The sequence below is a fragment of the Sphingobium sp. AntQ-1 genome, assembly GCF_028538045.1.
Classification (GTDB): Bacteria; Pseudomonadota; Alphaproteobacteria; order Sphingomonadales; family Sphingomonadaceae; genus Sphingobium; species Sphingobium cupriresistens.
In genome coordinates, this window is the sequence record NZ_CP117158.1 from 2533588 (window position 1) to 2551341 (window position 17754).

A 17754-nucleotide genomic window follows, 5' to 3' on the forward strand; every position below is an offset into this window, starting at 1 on the left:
GTGGAACCGAGCATGACGACCCTGCCAGAGCGCCTGAGCGAAAAGACTGTGACCGAATGTCTCGATGCGCTCGACTGGGATGGACTGCGGGATCATCTGGATGCGCTCACCCTCGACGAGGAGTCCGCCATCAAGTTGGTAGGGATCGTACTTCGCTCCCGTCGTCTGGTCTTCCGTTACCCCGGGAAGATCAAGAAGCGGAAGGCAATCATCGACGGCGTGATCTCCAAAGTGCGCGCAGACATCGGTGAGGATGCCGCTGATCGAGCAAGCGATCGATTGGCGGTGTTCGATCTCGTAGACGAGGGTTACGCTGGTATTCGCAAGCTGATCGACGACCTTCCTCTCGCGGGGCTGAGTCAGACAGAACAGGTGTCGGCGTACATGGCCCGCATCGCGCGCGACTGGGATGGCATCCGGCAGCAGATGGAGGCTGCATCCGCGTCCGCTTCCGTCGTGATTTCCGGCGTGGTCCTCGAAACTGAGGACGGTGAACGATATGGCGCAGACTCGGCGACCTCGATGTTCGTCAATCTGCTTGGCATGAATATTTCGCTCGCTGCCCATCGCGGCAAATGGTTCGACGAGCAGGATATCGTCCGAATGCCGGCGCTGCCTGTCGCAACGGAGGAGCAGATCGGGCTGGCCGGAACTGCGCATTCCACAGCTCTGGCCTGGCAGCAATGGCAGCTTATCGAGGAGCGGTGCTGCTACATGGACGGCGGCCTTCTGAAGCGGCCCGCAGCCGAAGATGAAGGCCTTCCGGAGGGCGCACAGATAATTGAGCACAGTCCGCGCGGAATCGAATGGGAGATGCTCGACACGGTGGCCAACGAACGGCTCGGCGAACGACTGGGGCAGACGTTCCAGGAGATGAGCATGAAGACCAACCTGTTGACCAAGGGGGAAGGGATAGATCCCGGAGCCGACATGCCGCCCTCGGGGTATGTGTCATCAATCGAGATGCACAGCGTCGTAATGCTCAGCGAATTCCTGGGCCTTAACGTCGCCACCCATCCGGCGGATCTGGGCGGCCTACGGCTCTGCGAATGGATGCGGGGCTTTGCGGTTCTCCAGCAGCTAGTGAACGACCGCCTCTCGAATGAGGCAGACGTTCTGAGGCGTGCGTTCCCGCCGATCGCGCTGGATGAGCTTGAGGCGATCCTGGAGCGCAATGGGCTTGTTGACGGCAGGGCGGGCGTCTTCATCGATCACGCGAGCTATGCGAAATCCAGCCGGGATCTGTACGATGCACCTATCCTGAGGGGTGAGGGCGACACGTGTCTTCTTGTAGGTGCAGCGCTGTCCGATGCACTGCTGATCAGGCTTGTGCTCTCTACGCTTGCGAACAAGGGTCTCGTCATTGAAGGGAAGGGAGAGGCCTTCGAAGAGCAGTTTCGCGCTGTCCTTGAGACTGAAGGGCTGACGGCATACTATTTCGAGGTTCGTCGGAATGGTGAGGTGTACGAATACGACGCCGTCGTGCCGTGGGGAAAATACCTGTTCGTGTTCGAGTGCAAGAACCGGTCCCTTTCCGGCACCAACCCAATCGCGTCATATAATTTGCTGAGGTCCACGGCTGGGCATGCACAGCAGGTCCAAAGGCTGGCGCAGGCACTAATCGATCATCCGGACATTCTGACTAGCCAGATCAAGGAGGACTGCGCTGGCCTCGAGATCGTTCCGGTGATCGTGAATTCGATGCCCTTCGCCATGCAGGGAGACTTTGACGGCGTCTATTTCAGCGATGTTGCTTCGATCAATCGGTTCTTCAGCGAGCGCTACTCTCACTTTTCCCGGCTCCACTCCGTCGGCCCTCACAAGGTCCTTCATCGGGTTCGGCTTCACGACCTTTGGGGTGGGGAGAATGCGGATGCGGATGCGTTCATGCGGCATCTGGAAGATCCTCTTCAGCTACGCATCATGATCGCGCACATGCAGGTCGAGCCGCTTGGCATCCAGATCGGTGATCGTCTCTACGCGTCTACGAACAGGGTGCGCCGGAAGGAAACGACCATGGAGTCAGTCGCCCGGGTTTCCGGCATGACGGCTGAAGCGATCGAAGCAGAGATGGAGCGTTTCGCATCGAGCCTGGCAGAGGTCCGTGAGAAATATGAGGCCGACAATCCGCCTGCACCCTAATATGCGGTGAGTGCCGTCGATGGGTGATGCATACCCATTTTACCGGGATGCGCGGCTAAGCCGGCGCGCCGGTCAAATTCGTCGTACCCGGGGTGACGTCGGAATGCCGAAGTAGAAGGGTTCGAATGGCTAGATCCGCCGGAATGAAGGCGGCTTCGTACCCCATGGCATGCCAATCAATTGCCGTCCGCGCGCCAATTTGGTCTTGATGGAGTTTGTCCCGAACGTCCGCAGTCTGGCTGACGGCCGCGTCTAGCCCGTGATCCCCTGCAGGATCATAGACTGCGCAAAGGGCCGGCCGCCAAGCGTTGCGGTTGATCTTCCCGTGGCCTGCGCCGTCACGGTGCTGTTGACTGAGCCAGTGTGCGGACCCAAGCCCTTCAAGCACCGAAAACACGCCTACGCAGAACTCGAAGATCAGCGTCTGGAAGTATGGTTCGAACAGGACGCCACCGCCTTGAGCGTGCGGTTGGATGAGCGCCTTCTTGAGCTCAAGCCCGACAAGGATGTGCTTCAGGTTGGATCCCAGGCGGGCTCTGACATCGGCATGGAGATCAGGTGGAATGTTTTGCCCGAGCCAGACAGGCCAATGGTTGGCGTCGGACAGATTGACCCAGCCGTCTGGCCGGTCATCGGATGCGGTGATGAAGAACATCAGCCGCTTCTACCTCAACAACCCGGATCGACGAGAGGATATTCCGTTTTACGCTTCGCCGGCGAAATTGATTGCCGGCAGAGCGGGCTCAATCGGTTAGCCGCTTTCAAAAGGCGGCGAACCAGAACTAGGGCCATCAGCTGGGAAGAAGAAACCATCAGGTAGTGCCAGCGGCTGACGAGCAGGAACTGGTTAACGCCGCAATGGGACACTCAGCTCGGATAGCCCGAAAACCTAGAAAAACCGGGCGATGTCATCCAAGGTTGGACGAATGACAATGCAAGGTTGTGCCAGCGGAAGGCATAAAACTGGTGGGCGATGACGGGCTCGAACCGCCGACATTCTCGGTGTAAACGAGACGCTCTACCAACTGAGCTAATCGCCCCCATTCGGGAGAGCGCCTCTCTACGGCAAAAAGCGGGCCGGTCAAGGGTGGAACATAGCGGTCAGGCGCTGAGCAGGCGTCGGCTGGCGCCGAACCAGCGGGTGAGCGCATCGGCCGCCTCCTGCGCCAGGGCGATAAAGACGCGGCGGCCGTCATGCGGGTCGGCCTGGCGCTCCACCAGCCCTTTGTCGGTGAGCGTGCGAATCCAGCGTAGCGCGGTGGTCGGCGGCACGGCGGCGGCGATGCAGAGGCTCGACACCGACACCCGCTCATGGTCAAGCCGCGCGGCGAGCAGGTCCAGCATCATGTCCCAGGCAGGGTCGGCGAACAGGTCGCCGGGCAGGAAGTCCGCGCGGATACGCCGCGCGCGCAGCAGGTCGCGGACCTGGGCGGCGGTGATGGCGGGCGCGGCTTTTTCCACAGGCTGCAACGGCGCGCCGATGGGGTGCAGGGCGGGCATCCCGATATAGTCGCTTGGCCGGTCGGAAATGCGCGGCCCTAGGTCGAAGCTGGGCGTCGCCATCCGCGTCCGCTCCGTCAGCGCATCGAGCGTGCGGGCGATCCGGCCTACCTCCTCGCTCAATTGCTGGAGCCGGGCGCCTTCCCGGTCGATTTCATGGACATGGCCGGCGACCGGCCGATGTTCGCCCGCGGCGACCAGCGCCGCAGCCAGTTCGGTGCGGTCGGGATCGCAGAGCAATTGGGTATGCGGACCGCGCAGGCAGGCAAAGGCGAGTTCCACCGTCTCCCACCCGGCGACCAGGATCACCGCCATACCATTCTGGATCGCCTGGGTTTCGAGTTGCACCAGCAGCCGTTCCAGCAGCGGCGTCATGGTCGGGCAAAAGAACAGGACCGTGTCGCATTGGGCCTGAAGGTCGAGCCGGACCGGGGCGTCGGCCAGCGCAGCCACGCCCAGCAAGCGGAAGCCCGCGGCGGCGGCCACCGGCGCCAGATCGGGCGCATCCATCTGGTCCGCGATCACCAGCAGGCTGGCGCGCTCGTCCCGCGGCGCCAGCAGCGCGGTTTGGCCGATGATTGGCTGGGCGTAGGAAAAATCGTCCATCATGATCCGAATCCTGTTCTACCTTCGTTCCCAAGAATAAAGCAAGAACGGATCGTTTCAGCCCCATATAACGGCCATTATGGACGGGCTATGGAGCAAAGCCGTCATAGGCCCGCGCGCCGTGCTTGTTTCACGCCCCCTTTCGTCCAGCTTGCCGCCGTTTTGGCGGGAGAATGCAGGACATTTCCTATCCTCTCAACACAGCGTGAAGCTACCTCCATAATGGAGTTAATTGTCAGACCCCCGTTGCGCGGGCGAAATCGATGTAGAGCGCGCGCAAACGCATCGCGACCGGGCCGGGCGCGCCGTCGCCAACGCGCTGCCCGTCGATCCGCACCACGGATAGGCACAGGGTCGAGGCGCTGGTGATGAAGGCTTCCTTAGCGGCGAGCGCTTCATCGACGGTGAAAGGGCGGCGGATGACGGCGATGCCGCTTTCCTGCGCCAGCGCGGTCAGCGCCGCGCCGGTGCAGCCGGCCAGAACCGACTGGCTGTAGGGGCGGGTGACGACGCCTTCGTCGGTGACGATGAAGGCGGTGGACGATGCGCCTTCGGTGACGAAACCGTCCTCGATCATCCAGGCTTCCTGCGCGCCCGCTTCCTTGGCGGCCTGTTTCGCCATCGCCTGGGCGAGCAGGCCGACGCTCTTGATGTCGCGCCGCGCCCAGCGCAGGTCGGGCATGGTCGCGACAGCGATGCCGGCGGCGACCGCGGGCAGATCTATCAGCGGTTTGTCCTGCATGAACATGAACAGGGTCGGTTGAAGGTCTGGAGCGGGGATGAAGTCGCGGGTGGCATCGGCGCCGCGGGTGATCTGGAGATAGACGAGGCCTTCGCTCAGGCCGTTGCGGGCGACCAACTCCGTCTGCGCGGCTTCTATATCGGCCAGACTGAGCGGCAGGACGATGCCGATCGCGGCGGTGGAGCGCTCCAGCCGGGCGAGATGGCTGGCGCTGTCGACCAGCTTGCCGTCGATCACAGCCGCAACCTCGTAAATGCCGTCGGCGAACAGGAAGCCGCGGTCGAGCGGAGAAATGCGGACATCTTCTAGGGGCAGGAAGCGGCCGTTCAGATAGGCGATGGCGGTGGAGGGGGACATGGGGGTGGGTGCGATCCTTATCGGGTGGGGGCCGACCGCCGCTGTCGCCGGCCGGGTCTGCGGGGTCAAGGGGTGACGGGCAAGGATCGTCGCGGCCGGGTCATGCATCGAAGTTCACACCGTCGCTGGTGTTTTTTTCGGGGACTGAAGCGTCGATAATGGGACGGAGAAGCGTGGGGTAGGCCGGGTGCGCGCTGTGTCCAGGCCTCGGTTGAGGCCCGCATAGGTATCGCGGACGCGCCGCCTGGGTCACGCCCACGCGCCAGTGACGCCATCCAGGTCACGTATGGGTTGGGGCGGGGGGCAGGGCGCTGTTCCATCACATAGGGTAGATCAGAGAAAATCCTACATTGGAAGTATAGTGGGGAAGGGGCGGCCGCAATCGACCAACATCGGACATGTTCCCCCTCCCGCTGGCGGGAGAGGGTTAGAGGGGCAGGACGTCGCAACGGCCCACCCCGCTGCGACTAACGCGCTCCGCGCGCAAGTCTCGCTGCCCCTCCCGCAAGCGGGAGGGAAATGTCCGCTTCCCACCCTTTTTCGTCACCCTCGCTTTACTTAATGCTTGCCCGGCTTGTTCGACGTTCCCGGCGCGGCCGGGTTGATCAGCGCTGCGCCGCTGGGCAGGCCAGTGCCGCCCATGTCCAGCTTCCGCGCCTGTTCCTTCGCCACGCGCAAGGGATTGTCGCGTTCTTGGATCGCGGCCCTGGTTTCCGCGTCCGGCGCGTCGTCGTCGCCATCGCCGCCGCCGCGGGTCCAGCCCAGGATGATCGACATGCGCCGGTTCCGGGGATCATAGGCGTCGTCCTTGATGAACGGTTCGCGGTCGGCCACGCCCTCGATCCGGGCGAAGCGGGCATTGCCGATGCCTGCTTGGTTCAGTGTCTGGCGCGTCGTTTCGGCGCGGCTGGACGACAGCATCCAGTTGTTCATGGTCCGGCCCGATGCATAAGGCAGGCCGTCGGTATGGCCGCGCACGATCAGCGGGTTGGGCATGGTCTGCAACACGGTGGCGACCTCGGAGATCAGCGCGCGGGCCTGCGGCACCAGCCGGTCGGTGCCCATTGCGAACATCGCGAAATCGGCCTCGTCGATCAGGTCGATGCGCAATCCTTCGCGCGTTTCGGTAAAACGCACATTCTTGCGCAGCTTGCCCAGCCCCTTGGCGATCATGCGCTCTTCCAGGCTCTTCTTGATCGATTCGAATTTCTGGCGGTCGGCGGCGCGGGTGGCCTTGCCGCCCTGATCCTTGGTGCCGCTGGCGTCGCGCGGGATGGTGATGGCCAGATTGCCCTGGCCGCCGGTGGTGGGATAATTATCCTTCCCCATCATGCTGTCGCCGCCGAACATGCCGTTCGACCCGGCCGAATTTTCCTTCATCTGCACCAGGGTCGGCGTGAAATAGTCGGCCAGCCCCTTGCGCTGCTTTTCGGTGGTCGCGCCCAGCAGCCACATCAGCAGGAAAAACGCCATCATCGCCGTCACGAAGTCGGCATAGGCGACCTTCCAGGCGCCGCCATGATGGCCGCCATGGCCTTCGACGATGATTTTCTTGACGATGATCGGCCGGGGTTCCGGCTCGTTCGCGCCGCGCTTCTTTTCCGCCATGGCTTATTTGCCCCGCATACCGTCGAACACTTCGGCAAATCCGGGCTGGTTGGCATGGGTCAGGCCCGAACGGGCGGCTTCGATCACCAGCGGCTGCGGATGGCCGTGGAGCGAGGCGATGATGATCTGCTTGACGACCTGATAGATGGCGCCGTCCGCCTCGATCACGCTGCGGCAGCGATTGGCGAAGGGATTGACCATGCCATAGGCGAGCAGAATGCCCAGGAACGTGCCGACCAGCGCCGAACCGATCATCGCGCCCAATATGGCGGGCGGCTGGTCGATCGAGCCCATGGTCTTCACCACGCCCAGAACCGCGGCGACGATGCCGAGCGCGGGCAATGCGTCGGCCAGCCCCTGCAAATTGTCGGCCGGCTTGATCGCCTCGTGATGATGGGTCTTGAGCGTATTGTCCATCACGTCCTCGACCGCATGGGGATCGAGCGTGCCGGACGAGATGACGACCAGGCGCAGCGTATCGCTGATCAGGTGGACCAGCGCCTTGTCCTTCATCAACTTGGGATATTCGGTGAAGATGGTGGAGCTGGACGGGTCTTCGATATGGGGTTCCAGCGCGACCGGCCCTTCCACGCGCAGCGTCTTCATCAACTTGCTGACCAGGAAGATGCAGTCGAGAAAATCCTGCTTCTTATACTTGGCGCCCTTGAACACCTTGCCCAGGCCACCGCCCAGCGCTTTCAGGTCCGCGCCGCTATTGCCGATGACGAGCGCGCCGACAGCGGCGCCGCCGATGATCAGCATTTCGTGCGGCAGCGCATGCAACACGGGGCCAAGGTCGCCGCCGGTGAAGGCGAAGCCGCCGAACACCATGACGATCAGAATGACGAGGCCGATGGCTGCGAACATGATTATCCCCGATTGACGCGCCCGGAGGCGGTAGCTCCCCGCGTCGCGTGCGACGCTGTGTCCTTGTGGTTAATACGGACTGGTTAGCGTCCGGTTTAGGACCGCGCGGCTTTTTAGCGTGCGATCAGCTGATCAGGTCGAACAATGTCTGCTGGTTGATGCGGGCGAAGGCCGACTGCGCCGCGTCGAGTTGCAGCAACTGCGCCTTCACATTCGCGATCACTTCGCTCAGGTCCGTCGATTCGAGCGATGCGCGCCGTTCGGTCAGGTCGAGGTCGACATCAGTCAGTCGCGTGCCGATGACGTCCAGCCGGTCGCCCCGCACGCCCTGCCTGGCCTGCTCGACCGCGATATGGCCCTGCGCGGTCTTGACCCCCTCCAGCGAGGCGGCCACGGCTGCATCGTCGCCGCTTTGGACGGCGGCGATGCTTTGCGCCAATATCTCGTCGATCGACATCGGCACGCCATCGACGTCGATGCCTTCCGATACTTCCTGCTTCGTGCCGACGACCGCCAGGTTCAGGCCGCGGCTGACCGGCACCAGCACGCTCTGTCCGTCGTCGAAAACGGACACGCCCTGATAATCCTTCTGGTTCAGCAATTCATCGATCGTCGTGCGAATGGTCGACATTTCCTCGGTGATCGCGGCGCGGCTGGTGTCGTTGAGCGACCCGTTGCGGGCCGACGTCACCAATTCCTGCGCGCGGGTCAGCAGATTGTCGATTTCCGACAGATTGGCCTCGGCATTGCCGGCGCGAGTGGCGCCATAGCTGATGTTGGACTGCCAGGCGGCCTGTTGCGCCTGGGCGCGGCCGATGTCGGACACCTGGACCCATGCGAGCGAATTGTCGGACGGCTTGTTGAGTGTGATCCCGGTGGAGATCGCGGTCTGCCCGTCGACAATGTCCTGCGACAATTTCTGCTGCCGCCGGATTTCGGCGAGCATGATCTTGTTGGTGATACCTACCATGGCTCAATCCTTTCCGGGTCAGATGATGTTCATGATAGAATCGATCGTCTCTTTGGCGATCTGCAGGATTTTGGCGGAGGCCGAATAGGCCTGCTGGATGCGCAGCAGATCGGCGGCTTCCATGTCCAGGTCGACGCCGCTCACCGCTTCGCGCGCGGCGACCGCCTGGTCGTTGCGGCTGCTCGCCGTGTCATATTCCGCCTGGGTCGACGCCACCAGGGTGGCGTGGGACGCGATCAGCGTCGTCCAATTCTGCTCCACGCTGCCATTGCCGCGCAGAACGGAATTGACGGTCAGCAGATTTCCGTTGAGCGTCCCGTCCGAAGAGCGGGTCGCCAGCTGGGCAGGATCGGTGATGAGCGTGGCGACGGTCGCGGCGCTGCCGCCATAGGATAGCAATGCGCCGCCCGCTGCGCCGCCGTCGGTCACACCCTGCGCGTGCCAGGCGTTAAGGTCGGTGACGAACTGTTCGGCCAGCGTGTCCAGATCGGCGCGGCGATCCGCCACCGTGTCGGCGGCGGAAAACAGGCCGCCCAGCGTGCCGTTGGCGGGCGCGGTCAGCGCCGCGCCATCGGCCAGGTTGAGAGAGAGCGTGCCGTCGTCATGGGTCGCCATGGACAGGCTGGTCGCGCTGTCGCCGGTGACCAGCGTCTGCCCGCCGAAACTGATCTGCGCGCTGTCATGCGCGCCAAAGCTGATGGTGACGTTCAGATTGTCCGACAGCGTCTGCAACGCAGAATCGCGGCTGTCGAGCAATTGGGCATAAGCGGAGGTGCCGGGCTGGGCGCGCAGCAGGCTGTTGTTGATGTCCGCCAGCGACGCGAGCGAGCGGTTGATCGTATCGACGGACGATTGCGCTTCCGTGGCGATGCCGCTCGACACTTGTTGCAGATCGGCGGACGTCTGGCTGAACGCTTCCGACACCCTGTTGATGCTGTCGAGCGTAGTGACGCGCAACGAGGCGTTGCCAGGACTGGCCGCCAGTTTTTCCATATTCTGGAACATGCCCGTCATCAGTTGGCCGATACCGGTGCCGGTGTCGTTCAGCGCCGTTTCCGCGTCGGTCAGCCAGCGCAGGCGGGCGGTCGAACTGCCCAGCGCCATGCCGGTGTTGCGGACCGTGGCGTCGAGATAGGGGTCGGCCGCGCGATTGATGCCCGCAACCTGCACCCCGCCGAAATTGGCGCGCGAGATATAGGTCGTCATCGTTGCGGTGGACGACCCGGATTCGATGGTCCGCACCGATCGGCGCGCATAGCCGTCCGTACTGGCGTTGGCGATATTTTCGCCGATCGCGGCCATGGCCGATCGATAGGCCTTGGTGCCCGAAGCGCCGATGATGAAAAGATCGCTCATGCGCTTGTCGCCGGCGCGGGACCATCAGAGACGGTCGGCGAGGGCGTGTCGCTCACCCGGTCGCCAAATTGTTTCAGCAGCAATTCGGCGATGCCCATCGCGCCCTTGCTGGCCATCGCGTCGGCGGTGCGGGAATCGGCCATGTCGCGAAATTGCTGGGTCGCGGCTGAATCGTCGATCCCTTCGGCCAGGCTGGCCGATCGCATCGCGCCGATCATCTGGCGCAGGAAAACGGCCTCGAACTGCTGCGCCACTTTTTGCAGCGACGCCTTGTTCGATGTTCCGGCGCTCGCGGCGGCGGGGGAGGTTGTCGTCGCTACCTGCATCACAGCACCACCAGTTCGGCTTTCATCGCGCCCGCCTGTTTCAAGGCTTCGAGGATCGCGACCATATCCGCCGGGGAAGCCCCGATCGCATTGACCGCCTTGACTATATCGGCCAGCGACGCCCCGCCTTTAAAATTAACCATAGGTTTTTTCTGTTCGTCGATGCTGATGCTGGTCGATTGCTCCAGCGCGGTCTGCCCCTGACTGAAGGGCGCAGGCTGGACGACGCGCGGGCTTTCGTTGACGCTGACGGTCAATTTGCCGTGCGCGACGGCGGCCGGATGAATCTTGACCGCGCCATTGATGACGACGGTGCCGGTGCGCGCGTTGACGATCACCTTGGCCGGCGCATCGGCGGGCGAAATCTCGATATTCTCGATCATGCCCATCATCATGATGCGATCTTCGGCGCCGGGCGCGGCGTCGATCGCGATCGACACGGCGTCCATCGCGCGGGCGCGGCGGTCGCCAAAGGCGCGGTTGACGCCGTCCGCGACGCGCAACGCCGTGGTCAGGTCCGCTTCGGCCAGGTTGAAGGTCAGCGTCGGGGCGGTGTCGAATCCGGTCGCGACCGCGCGTTCCACCGTCGCGCCGCCGGGAATACGGCCAGCCGACGGGATGTTGACCGACACTTGGCTGCCATCGGCGCCCGATACGCCCAAGCCGCCGACGGCCAGGTTGCCCTGCGCCATGCCGTAAATCTCGTTATCCGCGCCGCGCAATGGCGTCAGGATCAGCGTGCCGCCGCGAAGCGACTTGGCCTTGCCCAGCGCCGATACGGTGACGTCCAGCCGCTGTCCGGGCTTGGCGAAGGCGGGCAGGTCGGCGGTGACCAGAACAGCGGCGGCATTTTTGAGCGCCGGATTGACGCCTTGCGGCAGGGTAAGGCCAAAGCGCGAGACGACGCCCTTCATGCCCTGCGTCGCATATTCGATGCTGTCGTCCCCGGTGCCGGCCAGGCCCACGACGATGCCATAACCGGTCAGCTGGTTGGGACGGACCCCCTGGAAGGTGCCGAGATCCTTCACCCGCTCGGCCTGGGCCGGACAGGCCATCAGCGCGAAGATCGGCAGGATCAGGCGGAACAGACGGATCATGGCGTTTGCGGCTTCCATCAGAAGGGGCTGATCGCGGCGAAGAAACGCTGGAGCCAGCCCTGGCGGCTGGCATTGGCGATCTCGCCCTTGCCCTTGTAAATGATCTTGGCGTCGGCGACGCGGGTCGATGCGATGCGGTTGTCGGGCGCGATGTCGGCCTGGCGGATCAGGCCGCTGATCTGGATGAATTCGTCGCCGCGGTTGAGCGTCAGCGCCTTTTCGCCCTTCACCAGCATGGTGCCATTGGGGTAGGTCGCCGCGATCGTCACGGTGATCTCGCCGCTCAGCGCGTTCGACTGGCTCGCGGCGCCCTTGCCAGTGAAGCTGTTCTGGCCGCCGGCGGACACGTCGCTGGCGGAAAACAGCTTGGACAATATGCCGGTGCTCGGCGGCGTGATGCCGATCGATCCGTTGCGGGCGGTGTCCGCGCTTGTCGTCTTGCTCGCCTGGGTCCGTTCGACCAGCACGATGGTGATGATATCGCCCACGCTGGTCGCGCGCGCGCCGCTGGTCAGCGGGGTATAGCCGGTCGATGCCTGAAAGATCGACCCGTTCGCGGGCGGAGCGACGGGCAGGGGGATCACGGTCGGCGCGTAGAAATCGCGCTCGATATCGCGCTTCTTCTGCTTGGCAGCGTCGGCGGGCGACGCGGCCAGTGCGATCAGCGAAACCGCGGCGATGGTGGCGTAGGAGAGGCGCATCATCTGGCCTTAGATATTCTGGTTGACGTACTGGAGCATCTCGTCGGTCGCCTTGATCATCTTGCTGTTGACCTCATAGGCGCGCTGCGTCTCGATCATGTCGACCAGCTCTTCCACGATGTTGACGTTCGATGTTTCCAGATAGCCCGACCGCATCAGGCCGCGGCCTTCGAGGCCCGCGACGCCGACCTGCGGCACGCCGCTCGCAGCGCTTTCGGTCAGCAGGTTGCCGCCGATGGAGGTCAGCCCCGCCGGGTTCATGAAGGTGGCAATTTCGATCTGGCCAAGCTGGCTCGGCGCGCTTTCGCCCTGCAGCGTGGCGGACACGGTGCCGTCATTGCCGATCGAGACCGACGTCGCGCCCTGCGGCACGGTGATCTGCGGGATCAGCGGCAGGCCGTCGCTGGTGACGACGGTGCCTTCGGCAGTGACGCTGAAATTGCCAGCGCGGGTATAGGCGGTCGAGCCGTCGGGCTGCTGCACCTGGAAATAGCCCGATCCTTCGATCGCGATATCCAGCACATTGTTGGTCTGGTTCAGCGTGCCCTGCGTGTTGATCTTGCTCGTGCCCTGCAACGCGACGCCGGAGCCGAGATTGAGGCCGGTGGCGAATTTATTCTCGCTGTCCGAATTGGAACCGGCCTGGATGATCTGCTGATAGGCCAGCGTCTCGAAATCGGCGCGGTCCTTCTTGAAACCGGTCGTGTTGACGTTCGCCAGGTTGTTGGCGATCACGCGCATCTTCGTGTTCTGCGCGTCGAGGCCAGTGCGGGCGACATGAAGGGCGGCGTTGCTCATCGTTCATTTCTCCGTGGCGCATCCCCATAGGGTGCTCATGCGTCAGTCACAGCAAGATGCGTGCCAAAATTAACCATCTAATTTCATGAGCGATGCGCCGCCGTCGTCCAGCTGCCTGGCGGTGTCGATCATCTTCACCTGGGTTTCCCAGGCGCGGCTCGCTTCGATCATCTGGACCAGCGCCTGGGTCGCATTGACGTTTGATCCTTCGACCGAACCCGACGTGACGGTCGCCAGCGGATCGGACGGCAGGGCGCCGCCATTGACTTCGCGGAACAGGTCGTCGGTGCCCTTGGCGATGCTGGAGCCGGCCGCATTGACCAGCTTCAGCTTGTCGACCTGCTGCGGATTGGCCGGATCGCCACCCTGTGGCACGCCCCAGATGCTGCCGTCCTTGGCGATGGAAACACTGTCCATCTGCGGCAGGGTGATGGGGCCGCCTTCGCCCAGCACCGGCAAGCCGTCGCCAGTGGTCAGCAGGCCGCTGTCAGTGACTTTCAGGTCGCCGCGGCGCGTATAGGCTTCGCTGCCGTCGGTGGCCTGAACGGCGAGCAGAGCATCGCCGTTCATCGCCACGTCCAGCGGATTGCCCGTTTCGGTGACCGCGCCCTGCGCCATGTCGGCCGCAATCACCTGTTCCGAAGCCTGCGCACGGGTGTCGAAGCTGTCGCCCTTGATCCAGCGCGTCTCGGCATTGGCGATCTCGGCGCGAAAGCCGACGGTATTGACGTTCGCGAGGTTGTTCGCGACCGCCGTCTGCCGCGCCATCGTGCCGCGCATCGCGGTAAGAGCCGTATTGACGAGCCGGTCCATGGGCTATCCTTGTTCTTCCGTCCAAATTCGCTCGGCCCTTCTACTCCGCTCAGGGCGAACGGAGTATCAGGGCGCCAAGCTGAATTAGGTGCGCAGGTTGACGATGGTCGTGGTCAGCGTGTTGGCGGCCTCGATCGCCTTGCTGTTCGCCTGGAAATTGCGCTGCGCCGCGATCAGGTTCACCAGTTCGTCGGTGATATCGACGTTGGAGCGTTCCAACATGCCGCTGTTCACCGCGCCGAACATGCCCTGATTGCCGGTGCCCAGGATCGGCGCGCCGCTCGCCACGGTCGACGTCCAGTGGGCGTCGCCCTCCTGCCGCAGGCCTTCCTGGCTGTTGAAGGACGCCATGGCGACCTGACCCAGATAGACGGTGCTGCCGTCGGCATAGACCGCCGAAACCAGGCCATCCTTGCCAACGCCTACGCTGGTCAGCTGCGCACCATCGGCCGTGCCGTCATAGGTGTTGGGGATCTGCAGATCGGTCAGGTCGGCCGGGGTCGCGCCGATCGGATCGACGGTGGTGTCGCCGGTGGCGGGATCAACGGCGAACACCTGGATGCGCGCGCCGGTCGTATCGACGGCGAAGCGGTCGTCGTCAACGGCGAAGGCGCCGTTGCGGGTGTAGCTGATGGTGCCATCTTCGCCCCTGACCGTGAAATAGCCTTCGCCGGTGATGGCGAGGTCGAGCGTCTTGTCGGTGGTTTCCAGCGTGCCCTGCGTGAATTGCTGGGCGACGCCCTGCACACGCACGCCCTGGCCGGCGACCTGGCTCGTGGTCTGCATCGGCGCGGCGGCGAAGATGTCGCCGAACTGCGCCTTGCTCTTCTTGAACGCGGTGCTGCTGACGTTGGCGACGTTGTTCGAGATGGTCGACAGGTCGGTCTGCGATGCTTTCAGGCCCGACAGGGAGATATAGAAGGACATGGCGTTACTCCTTGGGTGAAAAGGATGGTTGGATAAGGCGGGTTTACATCAGGCTGATCGCGTCGGACGGACTGTAGCTGCCGAGCGCGGTGATGAGTTTGGAGGATGAACCGTCGGCGGGTGACTGGACGGCGGCGATGGTGGCCCAGGTCGCGACCTTGGAGGGCGTTGCGCCGTTAACCTTGACCTGCAGGGCGGCGGTTGAGACGGTTTCGCCCGTGTCATCCTTGCCGTCCCAATAGAAGGTGACGTCGCCGGCGGCCTGCGATCCCATGTCGATGGTCTTGACCACATTGCCGCTGCTGTCGACCAGGTCGATGGTCGCGCCTTCGGTGGCGGCGGGCAGGGTGATCTGGCCTGCATAGGTGCCGGACGCATCGGGCGCGGCGATATTGCTCTGCACCAGCATCGACTTGCCGATCCAGCTCGCCGCATCGCCCAGCCGCGTGCCGGTCATCTCGCTCGCCAGGCTCTTGAGCGTCGCGTTCATTTCCGCAATGCCGGACGAATTGGTGATGGTCGCCATCTGCGACACCATCTGGGCGTTATCGACCGGCTCGAACGGGTCCTGATACTGCATCTGCGCGGTCAGCAGCGTCAGGAAGCTCGACTGGTCCATATTCGCGTTGCCCGTGCCGACCGTGGCATTGGCATTATAGACCGAAAGCCCCGCGCTGTCGGTGACGGTGGAGGTCGTCGTCATTTGCCGATCCTTATGGTCTCAAGCATCAGGGATTTGGCGGTGTTGAGCACCTGCACATTATTCTGGTACATGCGGGCGGTCTCGATCATGTCGACCAGCTCGGCATTGCCATCCACCGCCGCTTCCCAGACATCGCCATTGGCGTCCGCCAGCGGATGGTTGGGATCGTGGCGCTTGGTCGGCTCGGCGCTGGTTGTGACGACATTCTTGACCTTGACGGTCGATACGCCGGGCGTGTCAGTCACGGATTCGAACACCGGCTTGATAGCGCGATAGGCTTCCGCGGCGCTGCCGGTGACGTTGCCGGCGTTCGCCATGTTGGACGCGGTCGCATTCAGGCGCACCAGCTGCGCGCTCATGGCGCGGCCGGCAATGTCGAAGACGTTCATGGGCGGCGAATTGCTCATGCTCATTCTCCCTTCAGGGCGCGGTTGATGGTGTTGATGCGACCCTCCAGAAAGGACAGGGTCGTGCGATATTTGACCGCATTTTCGGCAAACAGCGTCTGTTCGGTGCTCAGCTCGACGGTGTTGCCATCCAGGCTGGGCTGTAGCGGCACGCGATAACCCATGGCATCGTCCGCGGCCTGCAAAACATCGGTCGCGCTGCTGCCGGCCCGCGTCGTCGCTTCCTTTAGCGCGGCCTCGAAATCGATGTCGCGCGCTTTGTAGCCAGGCGTGGAGGCATTGGCGATGTTGGACGCGAGCAGGGACAGGCGTTGCGAACGCAGCGCCAGCGCCTTCCCATGTATCCCGAAGAGATTGTCTTCCACTGCCATCGTCAAATTCGCTCTAAATATTTGCCGTCCCCCGCCGTTCTGACACCTGATGGCGTCTCCTGCGGGTGATCCAGCCTGAGATGAGCAAGAGCCGTGCCAATTTGCGTGGGTGACGTATCGGCAGCGCGGGCAATCGCGGAAAACCGGGCTTTTTGCAGGAGAGGCGGCAAGGGCGGCAAAATTTTGCCGGGCGGCGGCAGGGCGTTGCCGCTGTCGGACGAGACGACAAGGAACAGGCGCTCATGATCGCGATTATCGGCCATTTGTTCGATCCATGGACCTTGGCGGCAATGTTGGGCGGGATCGCCTTGGTGGCGCTGTTCCAGAACGGCGGCGGGGAAATGGCGCGTGCCGTGGCGGCGCTGCATCCGCTGATGACCGCCGATCCGGCACGCGATCGCGACGCTGCGCGGGCGGCGATGCTGAAGATCGACCAGGTGGCGCAACTGCGCGGCCTGTCCTGCACCGACCGGGTGAAGACCGACAATATCTTCCTGACCGAAGCTGCGCGCAAGCTGGCCAATAGCGAGCGCGCCGACATGTTCGAACTGTGGGTAGCGCAGACGCTGGCGGACCGGGGGCAGCGTCATGGCGCGGTCCACAAGGCCTGGCTGTCGATCGCCGACGCCGCGCCGGCGCTGGGCATGGCCGGCACGATCATCGGCCTCATTGGCATGTTCGCCGCCATGGACGATCCCGCCGCGCTTGGCCCCGCCATGGCGCTGGCGCTCCTCACCACCTTCTACGGCGTCGTCATCGCCAACATCATCGCCGCGCCGATCGCCGCGCGCCTGTCCGACCTGTCCGAACGCGAACTGGCCTGGCAGCGGGAAGTGGCGGACCGGATGCTGGCGATCGCGCGCCGCGAAAATGCGCCGCTGCGCCGCGCCGCGATTCGCGAAGTCGCATGAGCGCGCCGCTTTCGACGGCATCCGTTACCGTTGCCCGGCGCAATCGCTGGGCGGTCAGTTTTGCCGATCTTCTCCTGCTCCTCCTCGCCTTCTTCGTGCTGCTACAAGCCAGCGGATCGCGCCGCGACGCCATGTTGTCGCAGGTCAGCCAGCAATTTGGCGGACGGGCGATGCGGCAGGGCGTGGAATTGCGCGCCGCCGACCTGTTCGTGCCGGGCGACGCCTTGTTGAGCGACGCCGGTCGCGCGCGCCTCGCCATCGTGGCGCAGCGTTTTGCGCGGGAGCCGGGCGGGCTGGAAATCCGCAGCGACGGGTCGGACCGGGGCCGGCAGCGCTTCGACGACTGGGATCTGGCGGCGGCGCGGCTGGGTGCGGTTGCGCGCGCGCTGCGCATGAACGGCATCGCACAGGATCGCCTGCTGATCCGCGGCCTCGATCAGGGCGACGGCCGGCCAGGGCCAGGGCAGCCGCGGGGGCAGGTGATCCACATCGCGCCGGGCCGTTAGGGATGATTGGCACGGATATTGCTGAAATCCTGGCAAAGACCGTCCG

20 protein-coding genes and 1 tRNA gene are annotated in these 17754 nt (G+C 63.8%); 3 read left to right on the forward strand and 18 right to left on the reverse strand.

Annotated elements, in window-relative coordinates; genetic code table 11:
* The first annotated feature begins 12 nt into the window (after window positions 1-12).
* Window positions 13-2142 carry a nuclease-related domain-containing protein gene (locus sphantq_RS12655; protein WP_272798669.1) on the forward strand — a complete coding sequence of 710 codons (2130 nt, stop codon included), beginning with the start codon at window positions 13-15 and terminating at the stop codon, window positions 2140-2142.
* A 55-nt stretch (window positions 2143-2197) separates the two neighbouring features.
* On the opposite strand, the gene sphantq_RS12660 is transcribed toward sphantq_RS12655, so the two are convergent.
* From sphantq_RS12660 to sphantq_RS12745, 18 genes are all read right to left on the reverse strand, one after another.
* Window positions 2198-2797, reverse strand: coding sequence for a hypothetical protein (locus sphantq_RS12660; RefSeq protein ID WP_272798670.1), 600 nt, complete (start codon window positions 2795-2797; stop codon window positions 2198-2200).
* Between the two features lie 309 nt (window positions 2798-3106).
* A tRNA-Val gene (locus sphantq_RS12665) sits at window positions 3107-3182 on the reverse strand.
* A 61-nt stretch (window positions 3183-3243) separates the two neighbouring features.
* Window positions 3244-4251 carry a MarR family transcriptional regulator gene (locus tag sphantq_RS12670; RefSeq protein WP_272798671.1) on the reverse strand — a complete coding sequence of 336 codons (1008 nt, stop codon included), beginning with the start codon at window positions 4249-4251 and terminating at the stop codon, window positions 3244-3246.
* A 232-nt stretch (window positions 4252-4483) separates the two neighbouring features.
* Window positions 4484-5347: a D-amino-acid transaminase gene (locus tag sphantq_RS12675; protein WP_272798672.1), complete on the reverse strand. Its 864-nt coding sequence runs from the start codon at window positions 5345-5347 to the stop codon at window positions 4484-4486.
* Between the two features lie 558 nt (window positions 5348-5905).
* Window positions 5906-6955 (reverse strand): flagellar motor protein MotB, encoded by a 1050-nt coding sequence (locus tag sphantq_RS12680; RefSeq protein ID WP_066599966.1) that lies wholly within the window; start codon window positions 6953-6955, stop codon window positions 5906-5908.
* A 3-nt stretch (window positions 6956-6958) separates the two neighbouring features.
* Complete coding sequence (gene motA / locus sphantq_RS12685; protein ID WP_066599968.1) at window positions 6959-7822, reverse strand: flagellar motor stator protein MotA; 864 nt, start codon at window positions 7820-7822, stop codon at window positions 6959-6961.
* A 124-nt stretch (window positions 7823-7946) separates the two neighbouring features.
* Complete coding sequence (locus sphantq_RS12690; protein ID WP_066599972.1) at window positions 7947-8792, reverse strand: flagellin; 846 nt, start codon at window positions 8790-8792, stop codon at window positions 7947-7949.
* An 18-nt stretch (window positions 8793-8810) separates the two neighbouring features.
* Window positions 8811-10148, reverse strand: a complete 1338-nt coding sequence (gene flgK / locus sphantq_RS12695; protein WP_129926722.1) for a flagellar hook-associated protein FlgK — start codon at window positions 10146-10148, stop codon at window positions 8811-8813.
* Entirely contained in the window at window positions 10145-10474 is a 330-nt protein-coding gene (locus tag sphantq_RS12700; RefSeq protein ID WP_272798673.1) for a rod-binding protein, read from the reverse strand. Before sphantq_RS12700 ends, flgK begins: the two co-directional genes overlap by 4 nt.
* Complete coding sequence (locus tag sphantq_RS12705; protein WP_066599979.1) at window positions 10474-11589, reverse strand: flagellar basal body P-ring protein FlgI; 1116 nt, start codon at window positions 11587-11589, stop codon at window positions 10474-10476. Before sphantq_RS12705 ends, sphantq_RS12700 begins: the two co-directional genes overlap by 1 nt.
* Window positions 11589-12272: a flagellar basal body L-ring protein FlgH gene (locus sphantq_RS12710; protein ID WP_272800229.1), complete on the reverse strand. Its 684-nt coding sequence runs from the start codon at window positions 12270-12272 to the stop codon at window positions 11589-11591. Before sphantq_RS12710 ends, sphantq_RS12705 begins: the two co-directional genes overlap by 1 nt.
* A 9-nt stretch (window positions 12273-12281) precedes the next feature.
* Window positions 12282-13070 (reverse strand): flagellar basal-body rod protein FlgG, encoded by a 789-nt coding sequence (flgG, locus tag sphantq_RS12715; protein ID WP_272798674.1) that lies wholly within the window; start codon window positions 13068-13070, stop codon window positions 12282-12284.
* Between the two features lie 69 nt (window positions 13071-13139).
* Window positions 13140-13883 carry a flagellar basal-body rod protein FlgF gene (gene flgF / locus sphantq_RS12720; RefSeq protein WP_272798675.1) on the reverse strand — a complete coding sequence of 248 codons (744 nt, stop codon included), beginning with the start codon at window positions 13881-13883 and terminating at the stop codon, window positions 13140-13142.
* Window positions 13884-13967: 84 nt separating this feature from the next.
* On the reverse strand, window positions 13968-14810 hold the full coding sequence (locus sphantq_RS12725) for a flagellar hook-basal body complex protein (RefSeq protein WP_066599989.1): 843 nt from the start codon (window positions 14808-14810) through the stop codon (window positions 13968-13970).
* Between the two features lie 43 nt (window positions 14811-14853).
* On the reverse strand, window positions 14854-15513 hold the full coding sequence (locus sphantq_RS12730) for a flagellar hook assembly protein FlgD (protein WP_129926886.1): 660 nt from the start codon (window positions 15511-15513) through the stop codon (window positions 14854-14856).
* On the reverse strand, window positions 15510-15920 hold the full coding sequence (flgC, locus tag sphantq_RS12735; protein WP_129926887.1) for a flagellar basal body rod protein FlgC: 411 nt from the start codon (window positions 15918-15920) through the stop codon (window positions 15510-15512). The genes sphantq_RS12730 and flgC overlap by 4 nt, the downstream gene beginning before the upstream one ends.
* 2 nt (window positions 15921-15922) lie before the next feature.
* The gene (gene flgB / locus sphantq_RS12740; RefSeq protein WP_066599997.1) at window positions 15923-16291 is read right to left on the reverse strand and encodes a flagellar basal body rod protein FlgB; all 369 of its coding nucleotides are present in this window, start codon (window positions 16289-16291) and stop codon (window positions 15923-15925) included.
* A gap of 2 nt (window positions 16292-16293) precedes the next feature.
* Window positions 16294-16554 (reverse strand): hypothetical protein, encoded by a 261-nt coding sequence (locus tag sphantq_RS12745; protein ID WP_129926888.1) that lies wholly within the window; start codon window positions 16552-16554, stop codon window positions 16294-16296.
* On the opposite strand from sphantq_RS12745, the gene sphantq_RS12750 reads away from it, so the two are divergent.
* Together sphantq_RS12750 and sphantq_RS12755 are read left to right on the forward strand one after the other, a co-directional pair.
* Entirely contained in the window at window positions 16534-17202 is a 669-nt protein-coding gene (locus tag sphantq_RS12750; RefSeq protein ID WP_066599998.1) for a MotA/TolQ/ExbB proton channel family protein, read from the forward strand. The genes sphantq_RS12745 and sphantq_RS12750 overlap by 21 nt on opposite strands.
* On the forward strand, window positions 17199-17708 hold the full coding sequence (locus tag sphantq_RS12755) for a flagellar motor protein MotB (protein WP_272798676.1): 510 nt from the start codon (window positions 17199-17201) through the stop codon (window positions 17706-17708). Before sphantq_RS12750 ends, sphantq_RS12755 begins: the two co-directional genes overlap by 4 nt.
* Window positions 17709-17754: the final 46 nt, after the last annotated feature.